The 25,242-nt window shown below is 73.3% G+C and carries 25 protein-coding genes; 7 read left to right on the forward strand and 18 right to left on the reverse strand.

The genetic code is table 11. The features are described 5' to 3' along the window. The first annotated feature begins 13 nt into the window (after nucleotides 1-13). Nucleotides 14-2,794: a glycoside hydrolase family 2 TIM barrel-domain containing protein gene (locus tag Nocox_RS18345; RefSeq protein WP_020539948.1), complete on the forward strand. Its 2,781-nt coding sequence runs from the start codon at nucleotides 14-16 to the stop codon at nucleotides 2,792-2,794. Between the two features lie 65 nt (nucleotides 2,795-2,859). Here the strand turns inward: Nocox_RS18345 and tuf are convergent, their stop codons facing one another. Continuing rightward, nucleotides 2,860-4,020 carry an elongation factor Tu gene (gene tuf / locus Nocox_RS18350; protein ID WP_020539947.1) on the reverse strand — a complete coding sequence of 387 codons (1,161 nt, stop codon included), beginning with the start codon at nucleotides 4,018-4,020 and terminating at the stop codon, nucleotides 2,860-2,862. A 235-nt stretch (nucleotides 4,021-4,255) separates the two neighbouring features. On the opposite strand from tuf, the gene Nocox_RS18355 reads away from it, so the two are divergent. Then, nucleotides 4,256-5,572: a serine hydrolase domain-containing protein gene (locus Nocox_RS18355; protein ID WP_020539946.1), complete on the forward strand. Its 1,317-nt coding sequence runs from the start codon at nucleotides 4,256-4,258 to the stop codon at nucleotides 5,570-5,572. A gap of 4 nt (nucleotides 5,573-5,576) precedes the next feature. Here Nocox_RS18355 and menC read toward each other — a convergent pair whose 3' ends face one another. The 12 genes from menC to Nocox_RS18415 form a co-directional block, all read right to left on the reverse strand. Further along, nucleotides 5,577-6,677, reverse strand: a complete 1,101-nt coding sequence (gene menC / locus Nocox_RS18360; protein WP_020539945.1) for an o-succinylbenzoate synthase — start codon at nucleotides 6,675-6,677, stop codon at nucleotides 5,577-5,579. Then, nucleotides 6,674-7,408 carry a hypothetical protein gene (locus Nocox_RS18365; protein WP_020539944.1) on the reverse strand — a complete coding sequence of 245 codons (735 nt, stop codon included), beginning with the start codon at nucleotides 7,406-7,408 and terminating at the stop codon, nucleotides 6,674-6,676. The genes menC and Nocox_RS18365 overlap by 4 nt, the downstream gene beginning before the upstream one ends. Before the next feature lie 54 nt (nucleotides 7,409-7,462). Further along, nucleotides 7,463-8,008: an acyclic terpene utilization AtuA family protein gene (locus Nocox_RS18370; RefSeq protein WP_020539943.1), complete on the reverse strand. Its 546-nt coding sequence runs from the start codon at nucleotides 8,006-8,008 to the stop codon at nucleotides 7,463-7,465. Nucleotides 8,009-8,054: 46 nt separating this feature from the next. Further along, nucleotides 8,055-9,647, reverse strand: coding sequence for a Na+/H+ antiporter (locus Nocox_RS18375; RefSeq protein ID WP_020539942.1), 1,593 nt, complete (start codon nucleotides 9,645-9,647; stop codon nucleotides 8,055-8,057). A 41-nt stretch (nucleotides 9,648-9,688) separates the two neighbouring features. Continuing rightward, entirely contained in the window at nucleotides 9,689-10,333 is a 645-nt protein-coding gene (locus Nocox_RS18380; RefSeq protein ID WP_020539941.1) for a vitamin K epoxide reductase family protein, read from the reverse strand. Then, on the reverse strand, nucleotides 10,330-11,100 hold the full coding sequence (locus Nocox_RS18385) for a DsbA family protein (protein ID WP_020539940.1): 771 nt from the start codon (nucleotides 11,098-11,100) through the stop codon (nucleotides 10,330-10,332). The genes Nocox_RS18380 and Nocox_RS18385 overlap by 4 nt, the downstream gene beginning before the upstream one ends. 107 nt (nucleotides 11,101-11,207) lie before the next feature. After that, nucleotides 11,208-12,197: a M24 family metallopeptidase gene (locus Nocox_RS18390; RefSeq protein ID WP_020539939.1), complete on the reverse strand. Its 990-nt coding sequence runs from the start codon at nucleotides 12,195-12,197 to the stop codon at nucleotides 11,208-11,210. Beyond that, a complete protein-coding gene (locus Nocox_RS18395) occupies nucleotides 12,194-13,138 on the reverse strand; it encodes an ABC transporter ATP-binding protein (RefSeq protein WP_026213691.1) in 945 nt (314 codons plus the stop codon). The genes Nocox_RS18390 and Nocox_RS18395 overlap by 4 nt, the downstream gene beginning before the upstream one ends. Beyond that, complete coding sequence (locus tag Nocox_RS18400; protein WP_020539937.1) at nucleotides 13,135-13,911, reverse strand: ABC transporter ATP-binding protein; 777 nt, start codon at nucleotides 13,909-13,911, stop codon at nucleotides 13,135-13,137. The genes Nocox_RS18395 and Nocox_RS18400 overlap by 4 nt, the downstream gene beginning before the upstream one ends. Next, on the reverse strand, nucleotides 13,908-14,768 hold the full coding sequence (locus tag Nocox_RS18405) for an ABC transporter permease (RefSeq protein ID WP_020539936.1): 861 nt from the start codon (nucleotides 14,766-14,768) through the stop codon (nucleotides 13,908-13,910). Before Nocox_RS18405 ends, Nocox_RS18400 begins: the two co-directional genes overlap by 4 nt. Next, complete coding sequence (locus tag Nocox_RS18410; RefSeq protein WP_020539935.1) at nucleotides 14,765-15,826, reverse strand: ABC transporter permease; 1,062 nt, start codon at nucleotides 15,824-15,826, stop codon at nucleotides 14,765-14,767. Before Nocox_RS18410 ends, Nocox_RS18405 begins: the two co-directional genes overlap by 4 nt. Beyond that, a complete protein-coding gene (locus Nocox_RS18415; protein WP_020539934.1) occupies nucleotides 15,827-17,416 on the reverse strand; it encodes an ABC transporter substrate-binding protein in 1,590 nt (529 codons plus the stop codon). Between the two features lie 108 nt (nucleotides 17,417-17,524). Between Nocox_RS18415 and Nocox_RS18420 the strand changes: the two genes are divergently transcribed. After that, nucleotides 17,525-18,166 (forward strand): Lrp/AsnC family transcriptional regulator, encoded by a 642-nt coding sequence (locus tag Nocox_RS18420; RefSeq protein WP_246649813.1) that lies wholly within the window; start codon nucleotides 17,525-17,527, stop codon nucleotides 18,164-18,166. Between the two features lie 10 nt (nucleotides 18,167-18,176). On the opposite strand, the gene Nocox_RS18425 is transcribed toward Nocox_RS18420, so the two are convergent. Beyond that, the gene (locus Nocox_RS18425; RefSeq protein ID WP_026213690.1) at nucleotides 18,177-18,515 is read right to left on the reverse strand and encodes an avidin-fold protein; all 339 of its coding nucleotides are present in this window, start codon (nucleotides 18,513-18,515) and stop codon (nucleotides 18,177-18,179) included. A gap of 269 nt (nucleotides 18,516-18,784) precedes the next feature. Here Nocox_RS18425 and Nocox_RS18430 point away from each other — a divergent pair, with 269 nt between their 5' ends. The 4 genes from Nocox_RS18430 to Nocox_RS18445 all read left to right on the forward strand — a co-directional run bounded on the left by Nocox_RS18430 (nucleotide 18,785) and on the right by Nocox_RS18445 (nucleotide 22,503). Then, complete coding sequence (locus Nocox_RS18430) at nucleotides 18,785-19,552, forward strand: bestrophin-like domain (protein ID WP_020539931.1); 768 nt, start codon at nucleotides 18,785-18,787, stop codon at nucleotides 19,550-19,552. Between the two features lie 152 nt (nucleotides 19,553-19,704). Further along, the gene (locus tag Nocox_RS18435) at nucleotides 19,705-20,430 is read left to right on the forward strand and encodes a hypothetical protein (RefSeq protein WP_026213689.1); all 726 of its coding nucleotides are present in this window, start codon (nucleotides 19,705-19,707) and stop codon (nucleotides 20,428-20,430) included. A gap of 167 nt (nucleotides 20,431-20,597) precedes the next feature. Further along, a complete protein-coding gene (locus Nocox_RS18440; protein ID WP_020539930.1) occupies nucleotides 20,598-21,392 on the forward strand; it encodes a phosphotransferase in 795 nt (264 codons plus the stop codon). A 151-nt stretch (nucleotides 21,393-21,543) separates the two neighbouring features. Further along, the gene (locus Nocox_RS18445) at nucleotides 21,544-22,503 is read left to right on the forward strand and encodes a coiled-coil domain-containing protein (RefSeq protein ID WP_020539929.1); all 960 of its coding nucleotides are present in this window, start codon (nucleotides 21,544-21,546) and stop codon (nucleotides 22,501-22,503) included. A 14-nt stretch (nucleotides 22,504-22,517) separates the two neighbouring features. On the opposite strand, the gene Nocox_RS18450 is transcribed toward Nocox_RS18445, so the two are convergent. From Nocox_RS18450 to Nocox_RS18465, 4 genes are all read right to left on the reverse strand, one after another. After that, the gene (locus Nocox_RS18450; RefSeq protein ID WP_084685156.1) at nucleotides 22,518-22,721 is read right to left on the reverse strand and encodes a hypothetical protein; all 204 of its coding nucleotides are present in this window, start codon (nucleotides 22,719-22,721) and stop codon (nucleotides 22,518-22,520) included. Between the two features lie 46 nt (nucleotides 22,722-22,767). After that, on the reverse strand, nucleotides 22,768-23,304 hold the full coding sequence (locus Nocox_RS18455; RefSeq protein WP_063711570.1) for an LGFP repeat-containing protein: 537 nt from the start codon (nucleotides 23,302-23,304) through the stop codon (nucleotides 22,768-22,770). Nucleotides 23,305-23,461: 157 nt separating this feature from the next. Beyond that, nucleotides 23,462-24,022, reverse strand: coding sequence for a hypothetical protein (locus Nocox_RS18460; protein ID WP_020539927.1), 561 nt, complete (start codon nucleotides 24,020-24,022; stop codon nucleotides 23,462-23,464). Nucleotides 24,023-24,606: 584 nt separating this feature from the next. Beyond that, nucleotides 24,607-25,170, reverse strand: coding sequence for a hypothetical protein (locus Nocox_RS18465; RefSeq protein WP_026213687.1), 564 nt, complete (start codon nucleotides 25,168-25,170; stop codon nucleotides 24,607-24,609). Nucleotides 25,171-25,242 lie beyond the last annotated feature (72 nt).

Genomic DNA, 25,242 nt, shown 5'->3' on the forward strand with positions numbered 1-25,242 from the left:
TAGGCTCGCGGCGATGGAACTCGTGACTTTCGCCCCCGGCTCCGGGCTGCTCGCCCCCCGCGCGGCCCTCCGCTCCGACGCCCCCTCCCTCGACCTCAACGGCACCTGGCGCTTCCGCCTGTCGCCCGCGGCCGGCGTCCCCGAGGACTTCGCCGACCCCGGCTACGACGACTCCGGCTGGGCCGAGCTGCCGGTGCCGTCGCACTGGCCGCTCCACGGCCACGGCGCCCCCGCCTACACCAACGTCGTCTACCCGTTTCCCGTCGATCCGCCGTACGTGCCGGACGAGAACCCGACCGGCGACCACCGCCGCGTCTTCGACCTGCCCGAGGGCTGGAGCGGCGGGCGGCTGCGGTTCGAAGGGGCCGACTCCTTCGCCCGGGTCTGGCTCAACGGGCACGAGCTGGGCTTCTGGACGGGCAGCCGGCTGCCCGCCGAGTTCGACGCGGGCCCCTGGCTGCGTCCCGGCCGCAACGTGCTGGCCGTGCGGGTGCACCAGTGGTCGGCCGCCGGCTACCTGGAGGACCAGGACATGTGGTGGCTGCCCGGCATCTTCCGCGACGTCACGCTCACCCGCTCGGCGGCCGACGTGTTCGTGCACGCCGCGCACGACGGCCGGCTGAGCTTCGACGGCCCCGGCGGCCGGCTCGACCTGCCCGAGCTCGGCGTCGCCGGGCTGGAGCCGGGCGCCGAGGTCCGGGTCGCGGCCGAGCCGTGGACGGCCGAGACCCCGCGCCTGTACGACGCGACCGTCACCTTCCCCGAGGAGACCGTACGGCTGCGCGTCGGCTTCCGCACCGTCTCCGTCGAGGACGGCGTGCTCCTCGCCAACGGCCGCCCGCTGCTGCTCAAGGGCGTCAACCGGCACGAGTTCGACCCCGTGCGGGGCCGCGCGGTCACGGTGGAGACCATGCGCGAGGACGTGCTGCTGATGAAGCGGCACAACGTCAACGCCGTCCGCACCAGCCACTACCCGCCCCACCCCGCCTTCCTCGACCTGTGCGACGAGCTGGGCCTGTGGGTCGTCGACGAGTGCGACCTGGAGACGCACGGCTTCGAACGCGTCGGCTGGCGCGGCAACCCCACCGACGACCCCCGCTACGAGGCCGCCCTCCTCGACCGCATGCGCCGCATGGTCGAACGGGACAAGAACCACCCGAGCGTCATCATGTGGTCGCTCGGCAACGAGGCCGGCGTCGGCCGCAACCTCGCCGTCATGGCCGGCTGGGCGCGCGAGCGCGACCCGTCCCGCCCCCTCCACTACGAGGGCGACCGCTCGTGCGCCCACACCGACGTGTACTCCCGCATGTACGCCACCCACGCCGAGGTCGAGGCCATCGGCCGGCGCGAGGAGGAGCCCCTCGACGACCCTGAGCTCGACGCGCGGCGGCGCGCGATGCCGTTCCTGCAGTGCGAGTACGCCCACGCCATGGGCAACGGGCCCGGCGGCCTGGCCGAGTACCAGGAGCTGTTCGAGCGCTACCCGCGCCTCGCGGGCGGGTTCGTCTGGGAGTGGATCGACCACGGGATCGCGCATCCCGCCCACGAGTACGCCTACGGCGGCGACTTCGGCGAGCCGCTGCACGACGGCAACTTCGTCATCGACGGGCTCGTCTTCCCCGACCGGACGCCCTCGCCGGGGCTGCTCGACCTGAAGAAGGTGTTCGAGCCGGTCAGGATCACCTTCCCGGAGGCGGGCGACGTGGCGCGGATCGTCAACGGGCACGGTTTCCGCGACCTGTCCCACCTGCGGTTCACCGCCACCGTGGAGGCGCACGGGGAGACCGTCGCCGAGCACCCGCTGGAGGTGCCGCCGGACGGCGGCGAGGTGCGGCTGCCCGGCGCCGGCGCGGCGGGGGCGGGGGAGCGGTGGCTGACCGTCCGCGCCCTGCTCGCCGACGGCCACCCCTGGGCCCCCGCGGGCCACGAGGTCGCCTGGTCCCAGACCCGCCTCCCCACGACCCCGCCCCACCCACCCCTCCGCTCCGCCCCGCCGGCCCTCTCCGGCGCTTCCCTCCTCTCCGGAGCCGAGTTCGAGGGGCGGAGCGGGCGGTTGACGCGGCTGTTCGGGCTGGAGGTGGAGGGGCCGCGGCTCGACCTGTGGCGGGCGCCCACCGACAACGACCGCTACAGCGGTCTCGAAGCCCGCTGGCGCGCCCTCGGCCTGCACCGCCTCACCCATCGCACGGACGCCGTCGAGCGGGACGGCGCGTCCCTCACCGTACGCACCCGCGTCGCCCCCGCCGCCACCGACCTCGGGATGCGGGCGACGTACCGGTGGACCGCAGCCGAAGACGGCGGGCTGCTGCTGCGCGTGGACGTCGAGCCCGAGGGCGACTGGAGCGACCCGATCCCGCGTCTCGGCCTCACCATGACCCTGCCCGGCGACGCCGTGGACCGGGTCACCTGGTTCGGCCGCGGCCCCGGCGAGGCGTACCCCGACACCGGGCTCGCCGCCCGCGTCGGCCGCTGGAGCGCCACGGTCGAGGAGCTGCAGACCCCGTACGTCCGCCCGCAGGAGAACGGCCACCGCGCCGAGGTCCGCTGGGCCGGCCTCGGCCCGTTCCGCGTCTCCGGCGAGCCGGTCTTCGGGCTGACCGCCCGCCGCTGGAGCGCCGCCGAGCTGGCCGCCGCCAGGCACCGCCCCGACCTCACGCCGGGCGACCGCGTCCACCTGCACCTGGACCTCGCCCACCAGGGCATCGGCACGGCCACCTGCGGCCCTGGCCCGCTGCCGCGCTACGACCTGTACGCCCGCCCCGCGACGTTCACGCTCCGCTTCACCCCGTCCTGAGCCCGCGAAGGGAAAGGGCCGGGCCCCGCCATGACGGCGGGACCCGGCCCCGGGACCGGCCGGAGTCAGACGGCGAGGATCGTGCCCGCGCCGACCGTCAGCCCGCCCTCGCGGACGGCGAACCCGAGCCCCGGCTCCAGCGCGACCGGCCGGCCCAGCTCGACCGCGACCTCGACGGTCTCGCCCGGCGCGGCGGGCCCGTCCAGGAGCAGCTCGCCGGGCACGTCCGTGGTCCGCAGGTAGAACTGCGGCCGGTAGCCGGAGGCGATCGGCCGCCGCCGCCCGCCCTCCTCCGGCGTCAGGAGGTAGACGCGGGCGCGGAACGACGTCCGCTCGCCCTGGCTGCCGGGCTCGGCCAGCACCATGCCGCGCCGCACCTGCTCGCGGCGGACCCCGCGCAGCAGCACGGCCGCGTTGTCGCCGGCCTCGCCCCGCTCCATCGTCTTGCCGAACGTCTCGACGCCGGTCACGACCGCCGTGAACCCGGCGCCGAACCCGACGGCCTCGACCTGGTCGCCGACCCGTACCGAGCCGCGCTCGATCGCGCCGGTGACGACCGTGCCGCGGCCGGTGACCGTCAGCACGTTCTCGACCGGCATGAGGAACGGCGCGTCCACGTAGCGGACGGGCACGGGGATGTGCTCGTCCACGGCCCGCAGCAGCGCCTCCACGGACGCGGTCCAGACCGGGTCGCCCTCCAGCGCCCGCAGCCCGGACACGCGGACCATCGGCACGTCACGGTAGCCGTGCGCGGCCAGCAGGTCCTGCAGCTCCAGCTCGACCAGGTCGGTCAGCTCCGGGTCGGCGCCGTCGGCCTTGTTGACGGCCACGACCAGGTGCTCGACGCCGACCCGCCGGGCCAGCAGCACGTGCTCGCGGGTCTGCGGCATGATGCCGTCGTGCGCGGACACGACGAGGATCGCGCCGTCGAGCTGCGCCGCCCCCGTGATCATGTTCTTCACGTAGTCGGCGTGGCCCGGCATGTCCACGTGGGCGTAGTGGCGGGTGTCGGTCTCGTACTCGACGTGCGAGATGTTGATCGTGATGCCCCTGGCGGCCTCCTCCGGGGTGCGGTCGATCCGGTCGAACGGCGTGTACGTCGCCTGCCCGCGCCCGGCCAGCACCTTCGTGATGGCCGCGGTCAGCGTGGTCTTGCCGTGGTCGACGTGTCCCATCGTGCCGATGTTGAGATGCGGCTTGTTGCGGGTGTAGGCCTGCTTGGCCATGGTTCCTTCCTCGGCTGCCCGGTGTGGTGTGTGACCCGTCTCAGGGGCTCGACCTCCCCCCGCCGGGTCACCTCGGACTCACGGGAAGAGGTCAGCGCTCCAGGCCGCCGCGGGCACGCTCGAAGGCGCCCGGCAGTGCGGGCGTCGTGAGGCGAGCGTGCGGGAACATGAGGACCATGGTGCGGTGATCAGCGCGAGACCGCAACGCATTATTCCCCCGAGGAGAGGACCCCGCGTGGCCGACGTCATGGACCGCAGGAGACTCGCCGAGCTCATCGCCGCGTACGAGGTGCCCGGGTCGGCGCTCGCCTGCCTGCACCGCGGCGAGCTGACCGAGCTGGCGGCCGGCACCCTCAACGCCGCCACCGGCGTCGAGGCGACCCCCGACTCGCTCTTCCAGATCGGCTCGATCACCAAGGTGTGGACCGCGACCCTGCTCATGCAGCAGGCCGAGCGCGGCCGGCTCACCCTGGACACGCCGGTGCGCGAGGTGCTGCCGGGCTTCCGGGTCGCCGACGAGGAGGTCAGCCGGGCGGTCACCGTCCGCCACCTGCTCACCCACACCAGCGGCATCGACGGCGACCTGTTCCTCGACACCGGCCGCGGCGACGACTGCGTGGAGAAGTACGTCGCCGCCTGCGCCGGCCTCGCCCAGAACCACCCGCTCGGCGCCACCCACTCCTACTGCAACTCCGGGTTCGTGATCGCCGGCCTGATGCTGGAGCGGCTGGCGGGCAAACGCTGGGACGACCTGGTCAGGGAGGAGATCGCCGGCCCGCTCGGCCTCACCCACACCTGGACGCTGCCCGAGGACGTGCTCCGCTTCCGCGCCGCGACCGGCCACCTCGACGGCGGCGCGCCCGCCCCGGTCTGGGGCCTCATGCGGGCGATGGGCCCGGCGGGGCTCATCTGCGCCCGCCCCGCCGACGTCGTCGCCTTCGCCCGCGCCCACCTGGAGGGCGGCCTGCTCGCCGACCCGGCCGCGATGTGGGAGCCGCAGGTGGACCTCCCCAACCCCCACACGCTGGGCCCCCAGTGGGGGATCGGCTGGACCCTCGACGAGTGGGACGGCCACCGGGTGATCTCCCACGGCGGCAACACGATCGGCCAGCACGCCATGCTCTGGGCCGTCCCCGCCACCGGCACCGTCGTGTGCGTCACCGCCAACGGCGGCCACTCCGGCGCCTTCACCCGGGCCGTGGCGACGGAGCTGTTCGCGGCGCTCGACGGCCTCACCGTGCCGCCCGCGCTCGAACCGCCCGCCACGCCGGTCGAGGTCGACGCCGCCCGCCACGCCGGCGTGTACGAGCGGACCGGCGCCCGCCTGACGGTCACCGTACGCGACGGCGGCCTGCGGCTGCGCACCGAGAACACGGGCCCGCTGGCCGACCTGGCGGAGCCCGACGAGTACGACCTGGTGGCGGTGGACGAGGTCACCTTCGCCGGCCGGCCGCGCGGCGGCCCCGCCTGGACCTCCGCCGTCTTCTACGAGCTGCCGGACGGCTCCCCGTACGTGCATCTCGGCGCCCGCGCCACCCCCAGGACTGCCTGAGCGCTCAGAGGGCGATCCACTCGGTGGAGGTGGTGACCTCCTTCAGCACCTCCGGCAGCGGCTCGACGCCGAGCCCCGGCCCGGAAGGCACCTCCAGGTGCCCGTCCGCCAGCTCGAACGGCTCGGTCACGTCGGTCGCGTAGTAGCGCCGCGACCCGGAGGTGTCGCCCGGCAGCGTGAAGCCCGGCAGCGCGGCGAGCGCCACGTTCGCCGCCCGGCCGAGGCCGGTCTCCAGCATGCCGCCGCACCACACCGCGATCCCGTGCGCCCGGCACAGATCGTGCACCCGCCGCGCCTCCAGGTAGCCGCCGAGCCGGCCGGGCTTGATGTTGACGATCGAGCACGAGCCGAGCTCGATCGCGGCGGCGGCGTGCTCGGCCGACTCGATCGACTCGTCCAGGCAGATCGGCGTGCGCAGCCGGCGGGCCAGCCGGGCGTGCTGCACCAGGTCGTCGTTGGCGAGGGGCTGCTCGATGAGCAGCAGGTCGAAGGCGTCCAGCCGGGCCAGGCGGGGCGCGTCGGCCAGGGTGTAGGCGGCGTTGGCGTCGACCTGGAGCAGCACGTCGTCGCCGAAGCGCTCGCGCACCGCGCGCACCGGCTCGACGTCCCAGCCCGGCTCGATCTTCAGCTTGATCCTGACGTACCCCTCGTCGAGGTAGCCCGCGACGGCGTCGAGGAGCCGCGGGATCGTGTCCATGATGCCGACCGACACCCCGCACGGCACCCGCGTGCGGGCGGCGCCGAGGAACCCGGCGAACGACTCGCCGGCCGCCCTGAGCTGCGCGTCGAGCACGGCGGTCTCCAGGGCCGCCTTGGCCATGCGGTGCCCCTTGACCGGCTGCAGGGCGCGGCCGACGGCGTTGGCGTCCAGGGTCGCCGGCAGGGCGGGCAGCAGGAAGCGGCGGATCACGTCGGCGGCGCCGTCGACGTACTCGGGGGAGTAGAGCGGCTCGGACATGGCCACGCACTCGCCCCAGCCCTCGGCCTCGGGCGTCACGACCCGCACGAGCAGGACGTCGCGGGAGGTCTCGGTGCCGAACGAGGTACGGAACGGCGCCACGAGCGGCATCGCGATGCGCCGCAGCTCGACTCCAGTGATCTTCACGCTCTCTCCACAACGTAGTAGGTCCTGCCGCGGAACCCGGTCACGGCGCGGCCCTCGGCCATGAGCCCGCCGAGCACGTCGCGCACCGCGTGCCGCCAGGACTTGGCGGCGCCCGGGTCGGCGCCGCGCAGCCGCTCGATGTCGGCCGGCACCGCCACCAGCACCGTATCGGCGTCCACGGGCCCGGGGACGGGCCGCCCGCCCTCGTCGGCCAGCGCCACCACGGCGTCCGCCCGCTCCGGCGCCGGGGCGGGGGACCCGCCGACCGGCCACTCGGTCAGCAGCCGGTCGGACTCGTCGCCGCGGTTGATCGCGTCGGCCATGACGCCGTAGAAGTCGGGCAGGTACGCGACCGGCCGCGCCCCCAGCTTGGCCAGGTTGAAGTGCGCGTTGCGGCGCACGAGCGGGTCGTAGGTCCAGGTGACGCGCTCCAGCCCGTGCTCCCCGGCCCAGCGCCGCTGGTGCAGCTTGAGCGCGTGCCCGGCGCCGGGCGCGATCGTGCCGGTGACGTGCGAGTGCAGCGCGGCCCCCGCCGCGAGGAACCCCACCGACGCGCCCACCAGCCGGTCGCCGTCGAACGCGCCGGCGGCGTACCCGCCGGCGTGCGTCAGCGCCCGCATCAGCTCCACAGTGACCGGCGGAGCCGCGGGCCCGAACCGCCAGATGGTCTCGAACAGCGCGTCGACCCGCTCGAACTCCGCGATCTCCCGCAGCTCCCTGACCTCGAACACCCGCAGCCGCCCCTTCCCGCGCGGACCCGCCCACCTGGGCTTGCAGGGGCGACGTTACGCCATGGGCGCGATGCGGACCCGGCGCGGGGCCTCCTGGCTGAGCCGGACCGCGTCGAGCGGCACCGTCACCTGCGGCGTGCGGTAGCGGCCGCCGGCGAAGCGGTCGGCGAGCGCGGCCCGCACCGCCGCCGCCGTCACGTGGCCGTCGAGCGAGCCGCGGCCGTCGCGGCCGATCTCGACCGCGCACGGGCCCGGCTGCGCGGCCAGCGCCAGCCCCGCCACCGCCGCCCCGGCGAGGGCGCCGACGTCGTCGCCGGTCCAGCCGTAGTGCCACATCCCGGCCGCCATCACCGGCGCCGCCGGGCAGGAGCCGGGCTCGATGAGCACGACGTCCATGCCGCGGAAGAGCTGCCCGGCGATCTCCTCGGCGCCCCGGGCCACCCGGCTGCCGGCGCGCAGCCCCGGGAAGTGCGGCACCTGGCCGCCGACCGAGAAGATGAGCTTGATGCCCGGCTCCGACGGGCCCGGGCTGCTGTCGCGCCACCCGCAGGCGACGAGGTCGGCCGTGCCGGCCGACCTCCATGTGCCGATGCGCAGCATGAGGGATGACTACCCTGCGGAACCGCCGGTGACACTCGGTGACTCGCTAGCGCAGGCTCCAGGCGTCGAGCCTGCGCAGCACCCGCGACACCACGGCAGGGTCGGCGCGCGGGTCGCGGCGGGCCTCCAGCACCTCCTGGCGGGCGGCCGACAACATCTCGCCCTGCACCCGCCGGACGAGCGCCGCGCGCCGCGCCCGCGCCTCGTACGCCTCCCGCCGCTCCTCCTCGCCCGCCTCCGGGCTGAGCCGCGGCCCGAGCCCCAGCATGCGCCGGTTGAGCTGCTCCAGCACCTCCTCCGGGAGGTCCTCGGCCTCGTCGATCTCCCGCAGCCGCCGCTTGGCGGCCTTGGCCGCGGCGTGCGCCAGCCGTTTCTCCAGCTCCCGCTCGGCCGCGGTGTCGGCCTGGACGCCCAGCCGCGACACCAGCCACGGCAGCGTCAGCCCCTGCACGACGAGCGTCACCAGGATGACCGCGAACGCGATGAACACGATCGCCGTCCGCTCGGGGAACGGCGAGCCGTCGGCCAGCGTCAGCGGGATGGCCAGCGCGAGCGCCACCGACGCCACCCCGCGCATGCCCGCCCACCACATGACGACGGTCTCGCGCCAGCTCAGCGGGATCTCGCTGTCCTCGTGCCGCCGCCCTTCCGTCTTCTTCGCCACCCAGGCCGCCGGCAGCAGCCACAGCAGCCGGACCAGCACCACGGCCGCCACGACGGCGGCGCTCCAGCCCAGCAGCGGGCCGACCCGGTCCGCCTCGACGCCGAGCACGGCGTGCAGCTCCAGCCCGATCAGCCCGAACGCCACGCCCGTCACCAGCGTCTCCACGACCTGCCAGAACGTGCGGGCGGCGAACCTGCCCATCACGTCGTCGGCGTCGAGGGTCCGGTCGGCGAGGTAGAAGGCGCAGGTCAGCACGGCCAGCACGCCGGATCCGTGCAGCTCGTCGGCCACCGCGTAGCTGACGAACGGCACCAGCAGCGACAGCCCCACCTGCAGCGTGGCGTCGCCGAGCAGGTCCATCAGCTTCGCGCTCAGCCAGCCGAGCCCGAGCCCCACCAGCACGGCCACCACCGCCGACAGCGCGAACTCGGCCAGCGCCCCAGGCCAGGAGAAGGTGCCGGTCACCGCGGCCGCGATCGCCACGTGGTAGAGCACGATGGCGGTCACGTCGTTGAACAGGCCCTCGCCCTCCAGCAGCGCCACCATGCGCCGCGGCAGCCCGAGCCGCCCGGCCACCGCCGTCGCGGCCACCGGGTCGGGCGGCGCGACCAGCGCCCCGAGCGCCACGGCGGCGGCCAGCGGCAGGCCGGGCACGAGCGCGTGCGCGACCGCCGCCACCACCGCCGTCGTCACGAACACCAGCGCCACGGCCAGCAGGAAGATCGGCCGCCACTGGGCCGCGAACTGCCGCCACGACGTGCCCCGTGAGGCCGCGTACAGCAGCGGCGGCAGCAGGAGGGGCAGGACGATGCCGGGCGGCACGTTCACGTCGGGGACGAAGGGCAGGACCGCCATGAGGATGCCGAGCAGGGTCATCAGCACGGGCGCGGGCAGCCCCAGCCGGTCGCCCAGCGGGACGGTGATCAGCGCGCCCAGCAGCACCAGTATGAGCAGCACGAACTGGTCCACCGTCACCCCCCGTGTGATCGACCGCGACCCAGCGTAGCCGAGGACGATCAGGCGAACAGGGCGGGCCCGTACCTCAGCACGATGAGCAGCGCCAGCGCGAGCAGCCAGATCGTCACGGCCAGCGCGTCGAGGTCGGCGGCGATGGCCCGGCGCAGCGCCCCCTGCGCCCCGCGGGGCAGGTAGAGGTTGCCGTCACGGATGTTGACGTGCGTCAGCGTGGACCACACCAGCGTCGTCGAGACGGTCACCAGCAGGCACCACGGGCACAGCGCGCCGATGACGTACATCGACTGCGACAGCAGCCAGTACGCGAAGACCAGCCCGAGCGTGTACACCACCTGCGCGGCGAACATGAACCAGCGCGGGAAGCGCGCCCCGCCGAGCGCCGCCGTCGCGATCGTGATGACGACCGGCTCGCAGATCAGCCCGAGGAAGGCGTTGGGGAAGCCGAACAGGTGGGCCTGCCACGAGCTGCCGACCGTGCCGCAGCTCACCACGCTGTTGATGTCGCAGGACAGGTCGGCCGCCGGGTCGGCGGCCAGCCGCAGCGCGTCCACCGACAGCACGAACGACGCGGTCAGGCTGAGGCACGCCGACAGGAGCATGGTGCCGTAGAGCCAGCCGTCGGAGTGCCGCAGCGCGTGCAGCCGGGGCAGCACCCCGGTCACGGGGCTGGTCTCCGAGCTGGTCACCGGGCGCCCTTCGCGCCGGCCGCCGCGGCCGTGAGGGCCTGGGTCAGGGGGCCGGCCGTGTACAGGTCGCCCTGGAACGCCTTCCCGTCGATCCGCACCGTCGGGGTGCCGCTGACGCCGGACGAGAACGCCGCCTGCGTCGCGGAGGCGGCCCACGCCTCGAAGGTCCGCTGCCCGAAGGCGGTCACCACGTCCGTGGGAACCCCGGCCCCGCGCGCCAGCTCGGCGATCCGCTCGTCGGTGAGCCCCTCGCCGCCCTCGGCCGGCTGGTACGCGAACAGGGCCGCGCTGAAGGCGAGGACCTTCTCCGGCGCGCGGTCGGCGACCGTGGCGACCGCGTTCGCGGCGCGCGTGGAGTAGCGGGTGCCGCTGCTCGCCTGGTCGAGGAAGGCCAGGGGGTGCAGCTCCAGCCGTACGGTGCCGGCCTCGACCAGCTGCGCCACCTCGGCGCCGTTGGCCGTCTCGAAGCGCCCGCAGAAGGGGCACATGTAGTCGAGGTAGACCTCCAGCCGCACCGGCGCGTCCGCGCGGCCGAGGGCGAGCGCGCCGTCCGCCGTCGCGATCGCCGGGGCCGGGCCGGACTTCGCGGCGGGGGAGGGCTTGCCGCCCGCCGCGTTCACGAGGGCGATCACGATCGCCACCACCAGTCCCGCGATGATCAGACCGCCGCCGATCGCGACCAGGTGGATCCGCTTCCTCCTGCGCCGCCCGGCGGCGGTGCGGGCCTCGCGCAGCTCGCGCGACCTGCTCCGTGCCTCGGTGCTCATGGCTGCCAGCATCCGGCATGGGGGCGGGCCGGCACCCGGGCCGAAGGGTCCCGATCTTGGGGCCGTTGGTCCCGGATCGGGCGCTCCGCGCTACCTTCCTGGCGTCGTCACCGGTCGAGCACCTGGAGCGGCGGCGGCCCGCCGCTCAGCGCCAGCGGCCCGGACTCCGCGCAGGCCACCACGTCCGCCACCCGGGCGCCGAACAGGTCGGGCACGTAGATCGCCGGCTCCAGGCAGAGCGTCATGCCGGCGGCGAGCGGGGCGTCCTCGCCCAGCCACGGCCCCTCCTCGGGGCCGAGGCCGACCCCGCGCCCGGCGTGCGCGGCGGCGAAGCGGCCGTAGCCGCTGGCGTCGATGACCTCGGTGACGGCGCGGGCGACGGCGCGGGCGGGCGCGGGCGGCCGGGCCGCCGCCAGGCCGGCGCGGTGGGCGGCCACCACCACCGTGTACATCGCCTCGAAGTCGTCGGGCGGCTCGGCGACCGCGAACACCCGCGCGACCTCCGCGCAGTAGCCGTCCCACCGGCCGCACACCGACACGGCCAGCGCGTCCCCGGGGTTGATCACCCGGCCGCCCGGCAGGTGCCCGGGCCGGGCCGTGTGCTCCCCGGCGGCCACGCGCAGCGCCAGCACCTCCTCGCAGCCGGACTCCAGCGCCAGCAGCCGCAGCCGGCCGGCCATCGCCCGCTCGGTCGCGCCGAACCAGGCCAGCTCGCGCGCCTGCCGCAGCACCTCCTCGGCCCGCAGCGCCGCCCGCTCGACGGCGGCCACCTCGTACGGCTCCTTGCGCAGCCGCAGCGGCGCGAGCACCGCCGAGGCGGGCACCAGCTCGGCCTCGATCGTCATGCCGAACAGCTCGCGCACCCGCATCTCCGGGTCCACCCCGACCCGCCGCGCGCCCGCGGGCACCAGCGCGGCCGGGTCGCCGGTCTCGGCGGCCGTGTCCCCGGTGACGACGAGGAAGCCGGCCCCGTCCCGGCCGCCGAGGAAGCGGAAGTCCGGCGAGGGCCGCAGCACCAGGGCGTCCACCCCGGCCGCGGCCATCGCGGCGCGGGCGGCGGCCAGCCTGGCCGCCCGCCCGGCCTCCGGCGGCGTCACTTCGGCTCGTGCAGCCAGCAGGCGACCGGCCCGAACGCCGGGTCCTCCTCCCGGCACCGGTCCATGACCAGCGGGCAGCGCGGATGGAAGCGGCATCCGGCGGGCGGCGCGGCTGGATCGGGCACGTCGCCCGGCAGCTCCGCGGGCAGCACGCCCATCCCGTCGGGATGCGGGATGGCCGCCAGCAGCGCCTTCGTGTACGGGTGCCGCGGCTCGGCCCACACCTCCTCGGTCCGCCCCACCTCGACGATCCGTCCCAGGTACATGACGGCCACCCGGTCGGCGATGAGCCGCACCACGGACAGGTCGTGGCTGATGAACAGCAGCCCCGCGCCCGACTCCACGGCGAGGTCGCGCATGAGCCTGGCCACCTGCGCCTGGGCGGAGGCGTCCAGCGCCGAGATCGGCTCGTCGCCGATCAGCAGCCGCGGCCGGGCGGCCAGCGCCCGCGCGATCGCCACCCGCTGCCGCTGGCCGCCGGAGAACTCGTGCGGGTGCCGCCCGGCGAACTCGCGCGGCAGCCCCACCCGTTCCAGCAGGTCGGCGGGGGAGGTGGTGGTGTCGCGCGCGGTCCGCAGCCCGTCGGCGATCTGGTCGCCGACCCGGCGGCGCGGGTTCAGCGACGTGTACGGATCCTGGAACACCATCTGGACGCCGGTGTGCCGCCGCCGGCGCAGCCCGAGCGGCGTGACCGGCTCCCCCTCGAAGGTGATGGACCCGGCGCTGACCGGGCCGAGCCCGCACACCGCCCGCGCCAGCGTGGACTTGCCGCACCCGGACTCGCCGACCAGCCCCACGACCTCGCCGGGGCCGACCCGCAGGCTCGCGCCCGCCACGGCCCGCACCGGCGGCCGGCCGGAGGTGCGATGCTCGACGACCAGGTCGTCCACCGCCAGCAAGGGAGCTGTCGTGGTGGCCGGGGTCGTGGGCAGGGGGGTCATCGCACCTCCGCGTCGGGCAGGGACTCCAGCAGGGACCGGGTGTAGGGGTGCTCCGGCCGGCGCAGCACCCGGACGCGCGGCCCGGACTCCACGACCAGGCCGTCCTTCATCACGCTCACCTCGTCGGCGACCGCCGACATCACGCCGAGGTCGTGGGTGACCAGCAGCACCGCGAGGCCCAGCTCGTCGCACAGGCCGCGCAGCAGGCGCAGCACGCCGGCCTGCACGGTCACGTCGAGCGCGGTCGTCGGCTCGTCGGCGATGAGCACCTTCGGCGAGCAGGCCAGCGCCACGGCGATGGCGATGCGCTGCCGCATGCCGCCGGAGAACTGGTGCGGGTAACGCCGGTACGCCTCCTCGGCGCCCGGGATGCGGACCTTGCCGAGCAGCTCCACGGCCCGCGCCCGCGCCTCGGCCTTGCCGAGACCGAGGTGGTGGCGCATGTGCTCGGTGAGCTGCCGGCCGACGGTCAGCATGGGGTGCAGGCTGGTGGCCGGGTCCTGGAAGACCATGGCCACCTCGCCGCCGCGTACCTTGTTGAGCTCCTTGGGCGGCAGCGTCAGCAGGTCGCGCCCGCCGAGCCGGATCGCGCCCGTGGCGCGCGAGCCGTGCGGCAGCAGCCCCAGCACCGCGAGGCCCGTCATGGTCTTGCCGGACCCGCTCTCGCCGGCCAGGCCGTGCACCTTGCCGGGCTCCAGCCGCAGGTCCACGCCGCGCAGCACCTCACGGCCGGCGATCGTCACCTTGAGCCCGGCGATGTCGAGTGCCGTCACAGCGCACGCTCCTTGATGGCCCGGGCGGTGCGCGGGTCGAGCGCGTCGCGCAGGGTGTCGCCGAGGAAGTTGAACGCCAGCACCACCGTGAGGATCGCCAGGCCGGGGAAGGTCGCCACCCACCAGCTGTCGAACACCTCGACGCCGGAGGCCACCATCGCGCCCCACTCCGGGGACGGCGGCTTGGCGCCGAGCCCCAGGAACGACAGGCCCGACAGCAGCAGCAGCGCCGTGCCGATGTCCAGGGTGGCCAGCACCAGCACGGGGCCGGTGATGTTGGGCAGCACGTCCACCCGCAGCGAGCGCCACACCGAGAAGCCCAGCAGCCGCCCGCTCAGCACGAACTCCCGCTCCCGGATCCCCAGGACGAGGCCGCGGGTGACGCGGGCGTAGGAGGGCCAGGCGACGACCAGCACCGCCAGCACCGCGTTGGCGAGGCTCGCGCCGAGCGCCGCGGCCACCACCATGGCGAGGATGACCGTCGGGAACGCGAACACCAGGTCCGCCACCCGCATGATCGTCTCGTCGGCCCAGCGGCCGAAGTAGCCCGCGCAGGCGCCCAGCAGGCCGCCGATCGCCACCGACAGCACCACCAGCAGCAGCGTCAGCGGGATCGACACCCGCGCGCCGTAGAGGACGCGGCTGAGGATGTCGCGGCCGAGCTGGTCGGTGCCGAACCAGTGCCCGGGTCCCGGCGGGGCCAGCCGGGGCAGGTCCTGGGCGAGCGGGTCGTGCGGGGCCAGCAGCGGCGCGGCCAGCACGACGACCAGCCAGACCGCCGCCAGCACCGCGCCGCTGACGGCCAGCGGCTGCCGCCACGCCTCGGGCAGCCTCGCGAGGAGGCTCGCGCGTCTCATTGCAACCTCACTCGGGGGTCGATGACGCCGTACAGGACGTCCACGACCAGGTTGATGGCCAGGTAGACGACGCCCACGACCAGGCCGACGCCCATGACGGCGGGCAGGTCGAGGGTGGTCGCGCTCTTGTAGGCGTACTGGCCGATGCCGGGCCAGGCGAAGATCGCCTCCACCAGCACCGTGCCGGACAACAGGGAGCCGAAGGCGAGGCCCGCCACCGTGATGACCGGCACCAGGGCCGAGCGCAGCACGTACCGGAAGAGGATCACCCGGCCGGGCAGGCCCTTCGCGCGGGCGGCCCGTACGTAGTCCTGTCCCAGCACCTCCAGCACCGCCGAGCGGGTGAAGCGGGTGAGCAGGCCGATCGTGTAGAGCGCCAGCACCAGGGCGGGGGTGACCAGGTGCCCGGCGGCGGAGGCGAAGATGTCCCACCGGCCGGCGAGCAGCGCGTCCACCGTCTGCAGCCCGGTCACCGGCGGGGCCGAGCCGAGCGCCACGTCCACCCGGCCGCTGCCGGGGGTGATCTGCAGGCGGTAGAAGAACACGTAGAACGCCATCAGCGCCAGCCAGAACGTCGGCACCGAGATGCCGATGAGGCTGACCACGCGCAGCGTGTGGTCGGCGAGGCGGTCCCTGCGCAGCGCGGCGATCACGCCGAAGGCCACGCCCAGCACCAGCGACACCAGGATCGCCGCCCCGGCCAGCTCCAGCGTCGCCGGCACGAACTCGGCGAGGTCGTCGGCGACCGGCCGGTGGCTCTGCTGGCTGGTGCCGAAGTCGCCGTGCAGCAGGCCCTGCAGGTGCAGGAGGTACTGCTGCCAGAGCGGCTTGTCCAGGCCGTGCTCGGCCCGCCACTGCGCCACGATGGCCGGGTCGCCGAGCGCCCGCTGGCCCAGGTTGGCCGCCACCGGGTCGCCGGGGACCAGGTTCGTCAGCACGAACGTGACGAGCGTGATGCCCCAGGCCATGAGCACGGCGAGCAGCACCCGCCGCACGAGGAACCGGGCGAGCGGGGGCACCCGCCGCCCGGTCCGCTCGCGCGGCGCGTCCGGCTTCATCTACTTCGCGCCGAGGTCGGCGACGTCGACCGTCCACACCGGGTGGTACTCGATCCCGGTCACCGACGCGGCGCTGACGATGTTCTGGCCCGGCTGGATGAGCGGGACGAACGGGCCCGCCGCGTTGAGCTGGTTCTGCACCTCGGCGTAGGCGCTCTTGCGGGCGTCGTCGCCGATCGCCTCGGCGGCCTTCACGCCGGCGGCCTCGATCTCCTTGGCCGCGCCCTCCTTCCAGCCGGCCCGCAGGCCGACCGTCTTGCCGGGCAGGAAGGCCAGGTAGTCGCTCGGGTCCGGGTAGTCAGGGCCCCAGTACCACAGGCCCATCTCCTCCTTGCCGTTGCGGTAGTTGTCGAGCGCGGTCGTCACCGGCGCGGGCTGCAGGTCCACCGTGATGCCGACCTCCTTGAGGTTGGCCTGGATGCGCTCGGCGAGCGGCTGGAACGACAGGCCGTTCACGGTCAGCTCGCTCGGGTACTCCAGCTTCACCGTCGGGTTCGACAGGCCGCTCGCGGCCAGCGCCGCCTTGGCGCCCTCGACGTCCCGCTTGGCGGCCTGCTCCGGCGGCAGCGCGCCGAGGATCTGCGACGGGATGACGCCCGGCGCCTGCGTCGCGCCCTCGCCGGCCAGCTCCAGCAGGCCCGCGTAGTCGACGCCCTTGCGCACGGCCTCGACGAACTTGGCGTTCGGCGTCGTCTTGCTGATCGAGGAGTCCTGGTTGGCCAGCAGGAAGATCACGTTCGCCGAGGCGGTCTTCTTCACCTGCAGCGTCGCGGGCATGCCGGTGACCTGGTCGCCGGACAGGTTGAGCGCGATCTGGCTGTCGCCGCGCTGGACGTTCAGCTTCTGCGTGGCGGCCTCGACGTTGCGCAGCACGACCTTGTCGTAGGCGGGCTTGGTCCCGTAGTACTTGGGGTTCGCCTTGAGCGTGACCTGGCTGCTGACGTTGAACGACTCGATCGTGTACGGGCCCGACCCGGCGGAGCTGGAGTTCAGCCACTGCTCGGCCTTGTCCTGCGCGTCCGCGGTCGCGCCGTGCTCCTTGGCGAGCTTGCTGTTGAGGATGCCGAGCGCCGGGTTCGGCAGGATGTACGGCAGCGCGGGGTTGGCCGTCTTCGACGTCAGCGTGACCGTCGTGTCGTCGGTCTTGGCCACCTCGACGCCGTCCAGCAGGAACGACGGGGTGCCCTTCATGTCGCGCACCCGGGTCAGCGAGAACACCACGTCGTCGGCGGTGATCGGGGAGCCGTCGGCGAAGGTCGAGCCCTGCTTGAGCTTCAGGGTGAGGGTCTTGCCGTCCTCGCTCAGCTCGTACGACTCGGCGAGCGCGGGCACCGGCTTGGTCACGTCGGCGCCGTCGAAGGTGAGCAGCGTCTCGTAGACGGCCTTGCCGACGATCAGGCCGGTCGGCTCGTACGTGCGGCCGGGGTCGGCGGTCTTCAGGTCGAAGGACGTGTCGATGACGAGCGTCTTGCCGCCACCGGCACCGCCGCCGTCCGCTGGGGCCTGCGACGACGTGCCGCCGCTACCGCAGGCGGCCAGGGTCAGCGCACCGGCGAGCAGCACGGCCGCCTTCTGCGAGCGGGTCGCCATGGAGGTCCTCCAAGATCTGGACGTTCAGTGGGGAGATGCCGAGGATTGTGCGGCAGATCGTCCAGGTACTGTGCGGTCGCTGAGACGTATATAAAGGTCAGTGAGGTAATGATGAGTGATATTTCCAGAAATGGGCACAGCGGGAGCGGTCAACCTGGACGGATCGGCATCGGTCTCGAACTGGACGACATCCATCTGAAGATCCTCGAGATCCTGCGCGAGAACGGCAGGATCTCGGTCGCCGCGCTGGCCGAACGGGTCGGCATCTCCCGGGCCAACGCCTACACGCGCTTCGAGGCGCTGCGCGCCGACGGCGCGATCAAACGCTTCACCGCCGAGATCGACCACGGGCGGGCCGGCCTCGGCATCACCGCGCTGATCTTCGTGACCGTACGCCAGCAGATGTGGAAGCAGTTCAGGGCCGAACTGGCCCGGATGCCCGAGGTCGAGTACTGCGCCATCACCACCGGCCAGCACGACGCCATGATCCAGGTGCGGGTGGCGGACGTCGCGGCGGTGCACACCATGGTCACCGACCGGCTGGCCAACATCCCGGCGGTCAAGGCCACCGAGACGGTGTTCATCCTGGACGAGGTGCTGCGGCGGCCGTACGTGCTGCCCGGCGACGGCCGCCAGGCCGCCAGGCCGGCGCGCCGCCCCGCCCAGGAGGAGCGGGACGACGTGCCGCTCGGCAAGATGCGCTTCGTCGGCGCCGCCGAGGGCCGGGCGGCCCTGCAGAAGGACGACTGACCCGGCCGGACTAGCCGGCCACCTCGGCGCACACGCTGACGTGTTTGGTCTCGTCGCCGTCGAAGCTGAACTCCTCCACCAGGCGCAGCAGCCCGTCCTCACCCGTCTCCAGGCGGCTGCTGCTCCGGCCGGCCGCCGTGCCCCCAGCCTTCAGCGCGTGCACGTACGAGATGTGCACGTCCCCGCCCTCACGGGTGCCCACGAAGCGCCCCTGGATGACGGTGTCGCCCGTGTAACTGCCCCACACCAGCCCGTCGGACTCCTCGTAGCGGAACTCCGTCGGGCTGTCCGGGTCCACCCTGCTCGCGGTCGAGCTCACCATCACGAATTTACGGCCGTTGAGATTCACGACTCCATGGTCCACACATCTCCGCAATATCACCGCACGGCTGGACGAATGGTCAGCGCCTCTCGGGCACTCCGGGAAATCCGTCCAGCGGCCGGGCCGTACCCGCCCGCCCGCGCACGACATTGGCGCCCGGCACCACCCGCGCCCGGCCTCGACCCGACTGACGTTCGCACGCATTGCCACGGCTTTAACTTTCCGGGCCTCACGCCATCATTGCACGGTGTGATAGTAATGTGACACTGCGTATCCGAAGTGTTTCGGGAGATCATATGGTGGCGTACGCGCTCTCGATCCTCGCGGCGGGCGGTGTGGTGGTGCTCGCCGCGCTGCTGTTCCGGAAGGTCCGCCGGGCGGAGGACGACCGAGATCCCGGCGGACCCTCCGCCGGCCACGCCGGAGCGATGTTGTCGGCCCTGTTCCTGCTGGTGTTCGCCATCGCGATCATCGTGCCGTGGACCACCGCCGACGCCGCCCGGCAGAACACCCACACCGAGAGCCAGGCCGCGATCAACGCCTACTGGGCCGCCGACGCCCTGCCCGCCGAAGACGCCCGCCAGGTCCGCTCCGCCCTGCGCGACTACATCACCTTCGTGGTCCGCGACGAGTGGCCCCTCATGGCCCAGGGCCGCATGGACCCGGTCGGCGCCGCCCGCATGGACGCCCTGCGCGGCCGCGTCGGTGCACTGAAGGTCAGCGGCACCGCCCAGGAGGATGCCAAGTCCGATCTGCTCGAACACCTCGGCGCCGTCTCCACCGCGCGGGCCCAGCGCGCCGCCGACGCCGCCGCCACGCCCCCCGACGGCCTGCTGCTCCTGACCGTCCTCACGGGTCTCGTGGTGCTCGTCTTCCCTTTCATGGCCGGCGCCCGGCCGCGCGGGCTCACCCTGCTGCCGATGCTCGCCATGGGCGGTCTGCTCGGCTTCGGCGTCTACCTGACCTGGGACATCTCCCGCGCCTTCGACGGGCCCCTGGCGGTGGGGCCGGCGGCGTTCCAGGCGGCGCTGCAGGAGTTCGCCCGGATCGGTGGGGGCATGTGAGCGCCCAGGATGCCCAAGCACCCACCCCTCACCCCGACCCCTCACTCACGGACCTTCCGGACACCGTCGCACAATCCGGCGCCGAAGGGCCTCATGCCGTACCTCCGCATGCGGGAGGTGCGGCGGCGGGGGGCGGGTATCGCGTCGCGTCCTTGGCGTTGCTCGCCGTCGCGCTGGTCGCCGCCGCGATCGCGGGACCCGTGGTCGTCGGCGGGCCGCGCTCCGAGGCGTCGTTCGCGGCACCTCCCCAGGTCCCGGCGTACCCGATCGAGCCCCCACGGGAGCTCTTGGGAAGCGGCGCGCTGCCGGACGTACGAGCAGGGAAGACTCTGGGCGTCGGCTCGGCCGCAGGCGCGGGGGCCAGGAAGGTCCGTCTCCGGGCGGCGGCACCGGGCGACCAGGACGGCAAGGTCCCGGTCGGTGGGTCCGTGCCTGGTGGGCGGGGAGGGAAGGTGTCGAGGGACGGGTCGGTGCCGGGGGTGCGGGTGCGGCGGACGCCGGCTCCTCACGTGTCGATCGCCGGCCGGCGGTCGGGCGGGAACCCCGTCCCCCAGGTCACCGTGCCCGGGATGACGATCTACCCCAGGGCTGTGTGCGGTCGCAGCGTGCAGGTGGGGGAGTGCTCCCGGCGCCGCTTGCCCCCGTCCACGCCGCGTCCGCCGGGCGCGCCACCGGTCGTCCCGCTCCGGGCGGAGGTCGCGCCCACGCCGGCCCCGGCGCGGACCCCGGCCCCGGCCCTCAGCCCGCCGGCGCGCGTCAGGCAGGCTGCTGCCCCGCCGGCCCGCCGCAGGAACCCGCTGGGGTCCGTCCTGGTCATGGTGGTCCTGGTGACCACGATCGCCTCCACCACCGCCGTCGCCTTCGGCGCCCGGCGCTGACCCCGCCCGCTGACCCCGGTCCCGGCCGGCTCGGCCCGCCGCCCCGTGACGCCACGGCGGCGGGCCTGCTGTCGTCAGGACGTGTGGGCGAGGGAGTGGCCTGGCGTGGTGGTGGGTGGCACACTGGCTCGTCGGTTGCCGGCAGTGCGCGCGGGTGGAGGAACGGCGTGGAGGAGTTGCTCGGGGGAAGTGTCAACCGGGTCGTCAGGGTCGGTGGCACCGTACGCCGTCTGACCGGTCCCTGGACGCCGGCCGTGCACGCGCTGCTCGCTCACCTGGCCGATCGCGGGTTCGAGGGCGCCCCCCGCGCCCACGGCGTCGATCGGCAGGGGCGGGAGATCCTCGATCACGTGGCCGGTGAGGTGCCTGGCTATCCGCTGCCCGCGTGGGCGCTGGAGGACGGCGTGCTGGCGGGTGTCGCCAGGCTGCTGCGCGACTTTCACGACGCCACCGCTGACTTCGCGGTGGATCCGGGGCTGACGTGGTACTTCCCGGCGGTGAGCCCGGCGGAGGTCGTCTGTCACGGGGACGTGGCCCCGTACAACTGCGTGTTCCGGGACGGGCGGCCGGTGGCGTTCATCGACTTCGACACCGCGCATCCCGGTCCGCGGATCCGGGACGTGGCCTACGCCGCCTACCGGTTCGTCCCGCTGTCCGATCCCCGTCAGCTGGCCGGACATCCGGTGGAGGGGCAGGCGCGCAGGCTGCGGCTGTTCGCGGACACGTACGGACTGGACGCGGCCGGACGGGACGCGCTGGTCGACACGGCGCGGGCGAGGCTCGCGCACCTGGTCAGGCACATGCGGGAGCAGGCCGCGGCCGGGCATCCCGGCTTCGCGAGCCACCTCGAACGCGGCGACGACCGCTTCTACCTGACCGACGACGACCATCTCGCCCGGCACCGCGACGCCTTCCGCCGGGCGCTGCGCGCCGGACCGGGGGACGAGCCGCCCCGGGGTTAAGGGGGACCCGTAATCGTCATAAGGTGCATACCGTCGCGCGTGATCCTCTACCATCACACCTCGGACAGAGGGCCCGGCCCTGTGGCTCGGGAGAAGGAGAAGTGTGGCGGCTGAGTCCCCCGCTCCGCGGTCATGCGTCCGGCGACGATCGGTGCGGTGGCGTCCGGCCCTCGCCGCTCTCTGCGCCGGGCTGCTCGCCTGGGCGCCCGCGGCGCAGGCCGAGCCGAAGCCGACGGTCAAGCAGCTCAAGAAGGAGCTGGCCGGCCTGCAGAAGGACTCCGACCGGCTCATCGCCGACTACTACAGCAGCCGCATCGCCCACCAGAAGGCCGACAAGGCCGAGAAGGCGGCCCGCGAGAAGCTGACCGCCGCCGAGGAGGTCTTCGACCGCCACTCCACCGAGCTGCGCGCGCTGGCCGTCGCCCACTACACCGGCGCCGAGCCGAACCAGACCGCCCTGCTCGTCTCAGGCCAGGAGCCCGAGGCGCTGCTCAGCCGCCTGGCCCTGGTCCAGCATCTCGTCTCGCTCCAGGACGCCAAGCTGCGCGGCTACGCCAAGGTCCGCGACGACCGGCAGCGGGCGCAGGAGGAGGCCACGGCCCGCGCGGAGGAGCTCGGCCACACGCTCGGCGAGCTGGAGGAGCGCAAGAAGAAGGCCGAGAAGCAGATCGAGCGCATCAAGGACAAGATCGACCAGCTCTACCGGGCGCCCGGCATGCGGCCCGACGGCACGTTCGTCCCGCAGCTCCCTCAGGGGGCGGACAACATCACCCCGCGCATGGCGCTGGTCAGGCAGCTCGTGAAGGAACGCTTCGAGGTGCCGTTCGGGATCGGCTGTTACCGCGCCATCCAGGACGGCGGCGAGCATCCGCTCGGCCGGGCCTGCGACTTCATGCTGAGCCACGGCGGCGCGCTGCCGTCGGCGGCCGAGCGCGCCCGCGGGGACCAGATCGCGGCGTGGGCCGTCAAGAACGCCCGCCGCCTCGGCATCATGTACGTGATCTACCGCCAGCGCATCTGGCACGCGCGCACGGGAGTCTGGCGCGCCATGTCCGATCGCGGCGGCACGACCGCCAACCACTACGACCATCCGCACATTTCCGTCTACTGAGGTCCGCGGTCGTCCTAACAGGCGAACCCCCTTTCAGGGGGTGGCTTGTTCCGGCTCTGTTCCGGTTTCCCTGGTCCGCCGTTGCGGACGACCAGGCGGCGGCCGGCCTCGTCACGCTCGTCGGCGAAGGCGGCGATATAGGCGTCGACCTCGGCTTTGAGCGCTTCGGCGAGCATCCGGCGGGCGCCGTCGGCGGGGTCAGGGACTACGGTGAGCACGGGTGTGCCTTCCCGGCCGATCCACAGGTCTCAAACATTGCTCGGGTCAGCCAGTGACCGAGACTGTCCAGGACCGCTGGCAACTCGAACCGAACACGCCAGTGTCGCAACCCTTGACGTTCCAGCGGTAGCCGCTGTTGGTCCGCACGCGGGTCCACGCCTTGCCGCGGTTGCCGCCGATGAAGTCCTCCTGCCGCCCGTGCGGGTCCGCGGCGCTGGTCCAGCGGACGAGGAACTTGTCCCAGAAGCGGTCGGTCGGCTTCCAATCGAAGTAGGCGTACCCGTCCTTGGAGTAGGCGGCCACCACGAGCTTGGAGCCGTTCTTGGGCGACCAGGCCATCTGCCCGCGGACGAACGACTGCCTGCGCCCAGCCCAGCCGACGCCGTTCATGTAGATGTCGGTCTCCTGCGTTGTCGGACAGCCCAGCTTGCCGTTCTCGCCGCCTAGCTCGAACCACCGCGCGCCGATCAGTCCATACGGCGTTATCGCGCAACCGCTAGAGGCGTGGGCCGGTGCTGCGACAGCAATCGTTCCGGCGAGTGCAAGGCCGGCGGTGACGGAAGAGATCATGCGGCTGTTCATCGAACACGCTCCCAGTAGCAGACCCGCCCCTCTACTCGTGCGGGTGCCGTGCTTGTGTTGTACGTGCGCCCACTTAGCAACCACTTGATCGCCGCTTGCCCCCGGTGCGGGCGGCTGACGTGGATCGAGATGTGAGACAGACGCGTCAGATGTGTCTTCAGTCCGCCCGGACCTCACCCACGCCGACCCGAACTCCCCACAGGTCGGCCGGTACTACGAGCGGTGCCGCGTGAAACACACGCCCATCGGCGCCGGCCGGAAGCTCGCGCCCACCCTCGACATCGCTGGCAGCCCCTGGATCAAGGACCACACGGGCAACCCGCTCGCCGAGGGCGACCACTACATGGACGCCGACAGCATCGCTCGTAGTCTGGCCGGCGAGCTGGACGGCGCCACGATCGTCGCCAACAACCCCACTCACGACCGCAAGTTCCTCGGCACGTTCCTGCGCGCCCACGGGCAGCTCCTCACCGCCCATCACCGCATGATCGACATCCGAGCCCTGCTGATCGGCCACATCGACGGCCGGCTGTCCGCCTACGACAAAGTGGACGAAGCGTTCGAAGCTAAGGCCGTGCCGTACGTCGAGGACTGGCTGGACGGCCACATGGACAGCCCGTCTTGGGAGATCGCCGGCGTCGCCCAGGACTGGGTGACGAGACACACCGCGCTGGGTGACGCTCGCCTGGACCGCGACGTGTACGACGCCGTCAGCCACGCCCTTTCGCTCTACCTGCCGACCGGCACCATGGTGATCTACACCGGCCCGCGCACGCAGTACCAGGGCCGCGAGTGGCGGGTGCACGGTCTGTCCGTCCGCCACCACGCGGGACATCGTGAAGGTCCTGGTAGCCGCGTTGGGGCAGTACAAGGTTCCGTTTGCCGTGTCCGTCGAGCGTTGGCCCGGCGGCGTCCGTATCGGGTGGAGCCCTATCGACCTCAACGCCGCAGAGGCCGGCGCGCTTACGCACCCCGACACGGCTGCCCGACAAGTACATCTCGGCAGCGCTCTACCTCCTGTCAGCGCTGCGCGACACGTGCAGGACGGGGAAAGCTGACACGCTCCCGACGATCGCGGACCGCGCGCGTAGCGTGCCGCCCGTGTAGGTGTCCGCGTGTAGCGCACCGCGCCGACAGCGCCGGACCGCATCGCGTGGTCCGGCGCTTTCGCATGCCTCCAGGGGCCCCGGATCGGGGCCGGCCAGGCGGTGCGGCGAGGTGGGGAAGCTTCCTGTCGAGCCGGAGGTTTCGGAGGTTCGGTGGCGGCCGGGGGAGCCGCTGGTGTGCGGTCGGTGCGCTCGATCAGGTGCAGGGCGTGATCCCGCGCTGGATCCTCTTGATGGAGCCCGGTTCGATGGTTATGCCGCCGTCAGGCTGTGTTTCTAGCCCGATCCACTTGGACCAGTCGGTAATGGGCTGAGGTTCCGCCGAGAGGATGGGGCGCGTCCAGAGCTGCTGTCTGGTGGATACAGTGTCTCTTTTGGCGATGGCCAATGTTTGGCTGCCGCCGAGGGTGTCAAGCTTGCTTTTCGATGCTGGGAGCACCATTTCGCCTTCGCTGCACGGTTCGACGACGAACTCCCAGAGTTCTGTGGGCTGCTTGTTGGGACGATGTAGCACGTACACGTAGGCCCGCTGCGAGTTGGCGTTGCGCACGTTCCAGGACCAGGCGTCAGGGACGGTTCCGTAGTCCTCGTTTACGATCCGGACACGGGTAGGAAAGGCGATCTTTGTGAGGGCGTCCGCTTCGGCCTTGGCCTGTTCTTCCTTTCTCTTGTCCTCGGCCCGTTGCGCTAGCGCGTCCGCACGCTGTTGCTGGCCGAGTCCGAGAGCGTTCAGAGAGATGACGAGCGCAGGAACGGACATGAGGCCGGCGATGACGCTGGTGAGGGCGGCCCACCATTGGACAGACCAGCGGACGTCGCGGAGTCTCCGGCG

Source organism: Nonomuraea coxensis DSM 45129 (genome assembly GCF_019397265.1).
GTDB lineage: Bacteria > Actinomycetota > Actinomycetes > Streptosporangiales > Streptosporangiaceae > Nonomuraea > Nonomuraea coxensis.